Genomic DNA, 8,442 nt, shown 5'->3' with positions numbered 1-8,442 from the left:
TGGGTTGCCGGCCGGTAATGAGCTGAACTTTGAGTAAGCGAAAGCAGTTAAGGTTCTTGCCAACCATGGTTTCGGCAGTTTGAAGAAGCTGCCCATGTAGAAAATCCTCTAAATCCGGCTTAAAGGGAATTTAGAGGATTTTAGGGTGTTTGGGAAGTATTGGAATTACTTGGTAATTATGGTTGCTTTGTGTGAGGTTTAACAAGGGTTTTGCAAAGGTCTCAAAGTGTATTTCTAGAGGTTGGGTAAGCTTAGGCAATTCTGCTGATATTTTGCCATTGTTCATAATAACAGAATGCTTTATTTTATAATTTAATATCATGCGCCATTTTTAATCCGATAAATAGAATATTGTGTTACTTGGATTAACTATATACTTAGCAAAAGCCAATCAATGTTATTGATTTTTGCTAAATTACACGATTTATATTGTAATTTTTATAAGATTATATTTTTGAAATTAAATAGAAAATTATTTTTATCGCAAAAAGTGATACATAAATGCAACGATTTAAGCAGTATAAATTCCCATCCAAAATCCGGTTTGTAACGGTGCTGTAATAAAGACATCGGTGTCATTAAAGCAGACATCGGTGTCATTTTCAAAAATAAATATTTAATTGCAAAATTTAACTTAAATCGTTATTTTAAGATTATTTATTTACAAAAAAATTGATAATTCTAACAATTAAAGCGGTATGATTCGTTCTGTCGGCAAGCTGTACTGCTTTGTCGAAGTACGAAATGTTGTTAAACAACACATTTAAATCAAATTAAGGAAATAAATTACATGAAACACTTGATGACTTTAGCTGCTGCGTCTTTAATCGGCATGGCCGGTGTGACTGCTTCTGCTGCCATCGTTGCCCGCAATTTGGCGAGTGCTGCTAAAAAATAATGATATTTTAAACATTCATACGAACGAAAATGTACCCGCTTCACCGTAATAAACCCCACAAACAACACTCAACAAGAAAAGAAGATTCCCTGCCGTCACTCAAACATGCGACAGGATGACACTAGGAAAGGAAACAAACATGAAAGAATTGATCAAATTGGCCGCCGCTTCATTAATCGGTATGTCAGGTTTGACTGTGAGCGCGACCAACGTGGCGCAAAACATGGCTGACGCCGCAAACAAATAAACAAAAGAATACGCAAATACAAGCGTTTTGGTGATAGAAAAGGCCGTCTGAATGTTCAGGCGGCCTTTTTATATGGTCGTTTAAAATAAATTAAAATAAAAAATGATACAACGTTGCCGGCTACCTTATGTACTGGGTGTACACGGCGGTCGATGTCGATTTGTCTTATTTCTATTTTAAACGACTGTTATTTAAGCGTGTAATAAGCGTTTGAGTTTTTTCAGTTCTGCCCATGCCTGCGCTTTTAAGTGGGTCTGGCGCAATAGCCGTGCAGGATGGGGAATCACAAAATAAGGCCGCTTGCCACACACGGCTTGCATGCGTGTGCGCTGGTTTTCGTGTTCAAAAATCTGCCCCAGAAACAACACAGCCTTAGCTTGCGATTGCGCCAGTTCTTTCGCCAATTCGTCGACGGCGGCCTCGATTTGGGCCTCGCTCGGATTGGCATTGCTGATGGGGGCGGATTTGACCCAGCAGGTTTTGTGTGCTTGTTGCGGCTGTAAGTCAATCGCTGCCAGCATATTGTCGAGCAACACGCCTACACTGCCACTAAACAGCTGGTTGGCTGTGCTGTCTTCCGTAGAAGGGCAAATGCTGACAACCATGATTTCAGATGGTTTGACATCAATCTGCAAGGGGGGCAAGCCGTCTGCATCCGGGATTTGGTTTTCTTGAGCCGCAGGGTTTTCTACATGGGTGCGCAGTTGCGCGGATGTGGCAGCAGATGGCACTATCGGCGCATTTTTCTTTTCGTTTACCAACGCCGCCGCAGCCAAGCGGGCATGATGGGCGGCAGGCGAGAGCGAGCGTACGGCTTCTGCAATCGGTTGCGCAGCCGCTTGTGGTCGGGTATTAGGCGCAGAAGGCAGGTTGCCGCCGATTGTTTCAGACGGCCTGACTGCCGCTTGCTGATTGAGCCACATCGGCCCCAATCCCAGTGCTTCGTGCAAATGTAAATAACGGCTGCTTAACATAGGAATCGTTTCAAAATATGCTGTCGTTTCAGACGGCCTTGTCCATCAGCACCGCATCTTCGCGGCGGTCATCGTGCAGGGAATAATAATCTCGGCGGCGGCCGCATTCGGCAAAACCGTATTTGCGGTAAAGCATTTGCGCCGCTTCATTGCTTTCACGCACTTCCAAAAACAAACGCGTGATGTGTTGCGTTGAGGCCGTCTGAAACCATTGCGCCAATAAGGCGGCGGCAATGCCTTGGCGGCGGAAGTCGGGCGCGGTGGCAACCAGATGCAATTCGGATTCGTCGCACACACTTTGCCACGCGATAAAGCCGCTGAGACAGCCGTTGGTTTCACTCACTAAAACCGTTTCCGTGCGGCTTTCGATGGCTGATTCAAATTGTTTGACCGACCATGGCGACGGGTTGCTCACCGCATCAATTTTTGCCAAAGTAGCACAATCTGCTGAAGTTGCCGGGCGAATCATGCTTGGCCTTTTCGTTCGGCTTGCTCTTTTGCGGTCAGGGCAATTTTATTGCGTACATACAGCAATTCCGCCTCTGCCGCATCAGTGGCCGGATAGCGGCCGGTAGCGGCTAAGTTCAGATAATCGGCGGCGGTCGGCATATCGGTTTCGCCGTCGAACGGCGGTTTGTCGGCTAATGCAAACGCATTACCGATACCGTCTGAGCACGTCATGCCGTCGGGCGCAGTGATTTCTGCGGCTTTGCCGACTTGGTAGTCGCTCAAGCGGCGGTGGTTGACGGTGTCGAACCAAGCGTAAAACACTTCACCCATGCGCGCATCGGTGGCCGCCAGCACGCAAGCTTGGTTGGGGCGCTGGTAGGCCACGGCATCCAAACACGGTATTCCGATTAAGGGCGTGGTAAATGGAGCCGCCAAACCTTGCGCCACGCCGGTGCCGATACGCAAGCCGGTGAACGCGCCCGGTCCTTGTGCATACACAATGGCTCCCAAATCGGCTGCGCCTATGCCAGCTTTAGCAAACAATGCGCCGATCTGCGGCAAAATCAACTCGGATTGCTTGGTGCCGACCGCTTTATGATACACATGGGCTTGATCGCGGTGGCGCAGGGCGAGCGAAAGATAGGAAGTGCTGGTGTCGATGGCCAATATGGGGCGGTTAAAATCGGCTTGCATGGTGGGTGCTTTAGAGTTTTTTCAGACGGCATTATAGCATTGCTTGACTTATAATATGGCTTTTGAACATGCTTGAGGCTGTCTGAAATATTCGGCTTGAAAGTGGTTTGGTCAATCATCAGATGGAACGGTTCGCGTTATGTATGTAGGACGTTTTTCCCCCAGTCCGACGGGTTTGTTGCACATCGGATCACTGCTGACTGCGTTGGCTTCGTATGCTGATGCCCGCGCGCACAACGGCAAGTGGCTGGTTCGCATGGAAGATTTGGATCCGCCGCGCGAGATGGCCGGTGCCGCCGACCATATTTTGCACACGCTGGAAGCCTTTGGTTTTGAATGGGACGGCGAAGTCGCCTACCAAAGCCGCCGCCATCATTTATACGAAGATGCCTTAGGCCGTCTGAAAGACAAGGGCTTGGTGTATCCGTGTTATTGCAGCCGCAAGGATTGGCAGGCCGCTGCAAGTATGGGGGCGGATGGTTTTGTGTACAACGGCCGCTGCCGTGTGGCTGACCATAGGCCGTCTGAAAACGGCAAACCGCCGGCGTGGCGTATTCGTGTGCCGGACAGAATCATCGGCTTTGACGATATGCTTGTCGGGCATTATGCGCAGAATCTGGCGAGTGACATCGGCGATTTTGTGCTGCTGCGTGCAGATGGTTTTTGGGCGTATCAATTGGCGGTGGTGGTTGACGATGCCGAGCAGGGCATCACCCATATTGTGCGTGGGCAGGATTTGCTGGTTTCCACGCCGAGACAAATTTTTTTACAATATTCTCTTGGGTTTAGTCGGCCGGGCTATGCGCATCTGCCGCTTTTGGTGAACCAATCGGGGCAGAAATGGTCTAAGCAAACGCTAGCGCCTGCGCTGGATGGCTCACAAGCCGAACTATTATTACGGCAGGTTTCGGCTTATCTGAATCTGCCACCTGCGCCACAAATCGACCGTCCGCGCGATTTGCTCGATTGGGCGGTGTTGCATTGGCAAATCAGCCGAGTGCCGAAGCAAGCAATATGCACCGAATGAGTTGGCATATATGCGACAATTCCGACTTTTGGTTACTTCGTTTTTATTAAAGTTTGTAAGTAATTTGAAGAATATATGTTTTTAAAACTGAAATCCTTTAATATTGCGGGTTAATCCAAACTGGGTTTGAATGGTTGGGACTTACGCCGGGCTATTCAATCATGGATCGTAGTAATCAAAAAAGTATATTTTTTCATTACTACTCAGACTCAGATTCTTTCGGGCTTGATTGCCAGACCGTCTGTAATATTGTTAACCATTAAAATAAAAAGAATGCCAGAATATGCCAAGTGCTATTATTGTAGAAGATGAAGTGCTAGCCGCTGAGCGCTTACGGGTTTTGTTAGAAGAATGCAATGTTGTGCTGCTGAAAATATTTCATCATGCGCAGCCTGCATTGGATTGGTTGAGCGTACATGAAGCGGACATTGTATTCGCCGATATCGGTTTGCCGGAAATCACCGGTTTGGAATTGGTCGAACGCATCAAACGCGTGGCCAAACGTCAGCCGGAAGTGATTTTCACCACAGCTTATGAAGAGCATGCTTTGCGCGCCTTTGAGTTGGCTGCGGTGGATTATCTGCTCAAACCGATTAAAATGTCGCGCTTACAAACTGCTTTAGAGCGGGTGAGCGAAAAATATCAGGAAAAAGCAGACGATTTCACCCATTTCAAAGTATTCAACCGCAACCGTATGGTGGAAATCCCATGGCAGCAAGTACGCTATTTGTTGGCCGAACACAAAACCGTATTTTTGTTTACCGGAGACGGCCAAAGCTACGAGCTACCGAAAACTTTGGTGTATTGGGAAGAATTGCTGGGGGAAAAAGTCATCCGTATTCACCGAAACGCCTTGGTGTTCCGCCATACCTTGGATTGTCTGATTCGTTTGGATGATGAAGAAGATGAAAACAATGCCACATGGGGCGCCCGCGTGCTCGACGTTGAAAAACCGCTTGCCGTCAGCCGCCGTCAACTGGCCGCTATTCGAAAAATTTTGAAAAACGGCGCGTAAACGATTTATCATAAAACCCTGCTTTATTAAGCAGGGTTTTTTTATTTCAGACGGCTAGAACCCTTCTGAAAATAGGCAACGGGATGAAAGGATAAAATATGGCTTTGGAAGTATATTTGGTGCGTCACGGCAAAACCGTTTTCAATAAAGTCGGCCGTTTGCAAGGTTGGAGTGATTCTCCCTTACTGGCGGAAGGCAAAGAAGCCGCTCGCGCATTAGGGCGAGCATTACAAGGTAAGGTCGACTTTGATGCTGCATTTTGCAGCATCAGCCCCCGCGCGGCAGATACCGCAAAAATCATTTTAGAAGCCAAAGGCCAAGCGGATTTGCCTTTGAGTGTGATTGAGGAAGTACGTGAATATTGTTTTGGTGGTTTTGAAGGTGACTTGGTGCAAAACGTGCATGGCCTGATTGCACAGCATCGAGGCTTCTCATCAATAGAAACATGGTTCGAAGCCTACCGAACCGGCACGCATCACATGCTGGCCGAAACTGTTAGCGAATTAGACCCCTTAGGCTTGGCCGAAAATGAAGCCCAATTTATGGGCCGCTTAAAACAAGGCGTGGATATTTTGTGTCAAAAGTCACCTGTTCATGGCAAAGTCTTGCTTGTATCGCACGGTATGGCAATTACCGGAATATTAAAACTCATTGATTCACAGTCAACTTTATATAAAAGTGTCGAAAATGCAACAGTTTCACGACTTTGGTTTGAGAGTGGCAGATGGAAAATTGAATCGATTGGAGAGAACTTATCTATATAAAATAAATGTTCATATTGAATAAATGTATTAATTTAATAAATTTATCTAAAAATATAGTATGATTTATTTGATTTGAATAGTAATATTTAGTTTAATATTAATACAATACATCAATATTTGTTATATTTCGGGCAAGTAAAGAAAATTTTTTTGTTAAGGGGGTGACGATGGCACCTAGGGGATAATTGCGTAAATAATTAATAATTTTTAAATCAATATAGTTATTGATTTAAAAATAAAATAAAGATGACTGAAGGAGACTATCTATAATAAGTAATGAATGAAAATTAAGTTTGAAGGCATGTTGTGCTAAATTAATTTAATTTTTATAGTTAATATACCCTCATATATCTTTGAAATTGGGATTTTCAGTATCTATTTTAGATAAAAAAACCTGAATTTGTCAATGGCATATTCTAAATAAATATATTTAGGTGTATTTTTTCAGTGTTTTTATCAGGGAGATAATTATGAAACACACTACTAAAATGAAGCATTTGGTGTCACTTTTGTTTGCAGCAGGTGTATTCTCAACGAATGCCTCTGCAGCAGGTGTATTCTCAACGAATGCCTCTGCAGCAGATGCGGCTAACTATATCAATATCCAGCCTCGTTCTGTAACAAATAATTCGGCCTCGGTTTCTGGTGATTATTCGGTAGCAATCGGAGTGAATACGGTTTCTGAAGGATTGAGTGCCTTAGCCATTGGTTCAAGCGCAAATGCTAAAGGCGGATCATCTATTGCTATTGGTGCTAATGCTGTGTCAACAGATACTTCATCTACGGCATTTGGTGAGCAAGCTAAAGCAAACGGTTACCATGCTATCTCATTGGGTGCCAAGTCGAGCGCAAGTGCTATTGGTGCGACGGCAGTGGGTACTGGAGCGTTGTCTACCGGCGGTTCAGCGACAGCCGTTGGTGTTAATGCTAACGCAAGTGCTACTGGTGCGACAGCTTTAGGTTTAGGGTCGGCAGCCACCAACGGAAATGCGATTGCTTTGGGTACTAAGGCAAATGCAAGTGCAGGTGCAGCTGTAGCGGTTGGTCCAAATGCAAAGGCTAGCGGTATTTCTTCTGTTGCTACAGGCGCGAATGCCGATGCTGCTGGTTTGGGCAGTGTGGCTTCTGGTATGAGTTCAAATGCTGCAGGCGGTGCTTCGGTTGCCTTAGGCCGTGGCGCTTCTGCTACAGAAGATTTATCAGTAGCTTTGGGTGCGCTTTCTACTACTGAGGCTGCAGTTGGCACAACTGAGGCTACTGTTAATGGTGTGACCTACAGCGGTTTTGCAGGTACTTCCCCAGTTGCTACCGTAAGCGTAGGCTCGGAAGGTTCTGAGCGCACGATCACTAACGTTGCCGCAGGCCGTATTACGGCAGACAGTACTGATGCGATTAATGGTAGCCAGTTGTACCAAGTTGCTAGCCGTTCTAATGGAAATGCTTTGGCTATCAATAACCTTAATAACCGTATGGACGATATGGAAGATGATTTGCGTGCCGGTATCGCAGGTGCAACTGCGCTGGCATTCCTTCAACGTCCTAACGAAGCCGGTAAAAGCTTGGTTTCTGCGGCGGTGGGCGGCTTCCGTGACCAACAAGCCTTGGCCATCGGTTACGCGCGTAATTCTGATAACAACAAATGGTCTATCAAAGCCGGTGTCGGCGTGAACACCCGGAAAGATGTGAACTGGGGCGGCAGCGTAGGCTATCAATGGTAAAACCTGAGACCGTCGCTTCAGACGGCTTGTTAACAGAACACATAAAGGAAAAATCATGAAATTATCAGTAATTGCATTACCTGTAATCGCCGCTTTGGCTTTGGCTGCCTGCGGTAACTTGAGCAATGTGACTAAAGAAGGCACCACCGATAATCCGGTATGGCCTGATCCTGCCAAGACCACTTTCCGTCATAATGGTACTCAAGACGGCTCTTGGCCGAATTGGGACAATGTGCGCCAAATCGAAGCCGGCATGAACAAAGACCAAATCTACAACCTGATTGGCCGCCCGCATCATCAAGAAGGTTTGTATGGTGTGCGCGAGTGGGATTACTTGTTTAACTACCGTGAAAACGGCGAACACAAAACATGCCAATACAAAATTTTGTTTGATAAAGACAAAAATGCACAATCATTCTTCTTTAATCCAGAAGGTTGCGGATCTAAAGAAAAAGAGCCTGTCCGTGAAGTGATTATCCGCGAAGTGGTACAAACCCCTGCCCGTATCCGTCAATAATCGGATGAAGCAATTGAGGCCGTCTGAATATTCAGACGGCCTGAGACCTTTGCAAAACCCTGCCCATCACAAAAAAGCTTACTTAGGTTACTAAGCAAGCTTTTTTAACATCAAATATCCCATCATTACCTATAATTCC

Annotated in this window: 8 protein-coding genes; 5 read left to right on the top strand and 3 right to left on the bottom strand. The window is 46.0% G+C overall.

Annotated elements, in window-relative coordinates; translation table 11 throughout:
* Positions 1-1,336 precede the first annotated feature (1,336 nt).
* Genes ACFPVS_RS13185 through tsaB form a run of 3 tightly spaced genes read right to left on the bottom strand, consistent with a single transcriptional unit; the run spans position 1,337 to position 3,262 of the window.
* Positions 1,337-2,119 carry a uracil-DNA glycosylase family protein gene (locus ACFPVS_RS13185; RefSeq protein WP_096296033.1) on the bottom strand — a complete coding sequence of 261 codons (783 nt, stop codon included), beginning with the start codon at positions 2,117-2,119 and terminating at the stop codon, positions 1,337-1,339.
* 28 nt (positions 2,120-2,147) lie between these two features.
* The gene (gene rimI / locus ACFPVS_RS13180; RefSeq protein ID WP_096296034.1) at positions 2,148-2,588 is read right to left on the bottom strand and encodes a ribosomal protein S18-alanine N-acetyltransferase; all 441 of its coding nucleotides are present in this window, start codon (positions 2,586-2,588) and stop codon (positions 2,148-2,150) included.
* Positions 2,585-3,262, bottom strand: coding sequence for a tRNA (adenosine(37)-N6)-threonylcarbamoyltransferase complex dimerization subunit type 1 TsaB (gene tsaB / locus ACFPVS_RS13175; protein WP_096296035.1), 678 nt, complete (start codon positions 3,260-3,262; stop codon positions 2,585-2,587). The genes rimI and tsaB overlap by 4 nt, the downstream gene beginning before the upstream one ends.
* Positions 3,263-3,401: 139 nt before the next feature.
* Here tsaB and gluQRS point away from each other — a divergent pair, with 139 nt between their 5' ends.
* The 5 genes from gluQRS to ACFPVS_RS13150 all read left to right on the top strand — a co-directional run bounded on the left by gluQRS (position 3,402) and on the right by ACFPVS_RS13150 (position 8,303).
* Complete coding sequence (gene gluQRS, locus ACFPVS_RS13170) at positions 3,402-4,289, top strand: tRNA glutamyl-Q(34) synthetase GluQRS (protein ID WP_378595844.1); 888 nt, start codon at positions 3,402-3,404, stop codon at positions 4,287-4,289.
* Between the two features lie 283 nt (positions 4,290-4,572).
* Complete coding sequence (locus ACFPVS_RS13165; RefSeq protein WP_096296036.1) at positions 4,573-5,304, top strand: LytR/AlgR family response regulator transcription factor; 732 nt, start codon at positions 4,573-4,575, stop codon at positions 5,302-5,304.
* 98 nt (positions 5,305-5,402) lie between these two features.
* A complete protein-coding gene (locus ACFPVS_RS13160; protein WP_096296037.1) occupies positions 5,403-6,068 on the top strand; it encodes a histidine phosphatase family protein in 666 nt (221 codons plus the stop codon).
* Between the two features lie 470 nt (positions 6,069-6,538).
* The gene (locus ACFPVS_RS13155; protein WP_232507459.1) at positions 6,539-7,786 is read left to right on the top strand and encodes a YadA family autotransporter adhesin; all 1,248 of its coding nucleotides are present in this window, start codon (positions 6,539-6,541) and stop codon (positions 7,784-7,786) included.
* A 55-nt stretch (positions 7,787-7,841) separates the two neighbouring features.
* Complete coding sequence (locus ACFPVS_RS13150) at positions 7,842-8,303, top strand: outer membrane protein assembly factor BamE (protein ID WP_096296038.1); 462 nt, start codon at positions 7,842-7,844, stop codon at positions 8,301-8,303.
* Positions 8,304-8,442 lie beyond the last annotated feature (139 nt).

The sequence above is a fragment of the Neisseria weixii genome (assembly GCF_042658245.1).
GTDB classification, from domain to species: Bacteria; Pseudomonadota; Gammaproteobacteria; order Burkholderiales; family Neisseriaceae; genus Neisseria; species Neisseria weixii.
Note: the sequence above shows the minus strand (reverse complement) of the source record. Positions and strands in the feature narration are given on the sequence as shown.

Bases quoted from the DNA above. Each gene is read 5' to 3' on its own strand.
- ACFPVS_RS13155 (WP_232507459.1), top strand. From the start codon at position 6,539: ATGAAACACACTACTAAAATGAAGCATTTGGTGTCACTTTTGTTTGCA.
- ACFPVS_RS13150 (WP_096296038.1), top strand. From the start codon at position 7,842: ATGAAATTATCAGTAATTGCATTACCTGTAATCGCCGCTTTGGCTTTG.
- gluQRS (WP_378595844.1), top strand. From the start codon at position 3,402: ATGTATGTAGGACGTTTTTCCCCCAGTCCGACGGGTTTGTTGCACATC.
- ACFPVS_RS13165 (WP_096296036.1), top strand. From the start codon at position 4,573: ATGCCAAGTGCTATTATTGTAGAAGATGAAGTGCTAGCCGCTGAGCGC.
- rimI (WP_096296034.1), bottom strand. From the start codon at position 2,588: ATGATTCGCCCGGCAACTTCAGCAGATTGTGCTACTTTGGCAAAAATT.
- ACFPVS_RS13185 (WP_096296033.1), bottom strand. From the start codon at position 2,119: ATGTTAAGCAGCCGTTATTTACATTTGCACGAAGCACTGGGATTGGGG.
- ACFPVS_RS13160 (WP_096296037.1), top strand. From the start codon at position 5,403: ATGGCTTTGGAAGTATATTTGGTGCGTCACGGCAAAACCGTTTTCAAT.
- tsaB (WP_096296035.1), bottom strand. From the start codon at position 3,262: ATGCAAGCCGATTTTAACCGCCCCATATTGGCCATCGACACCAGCACT.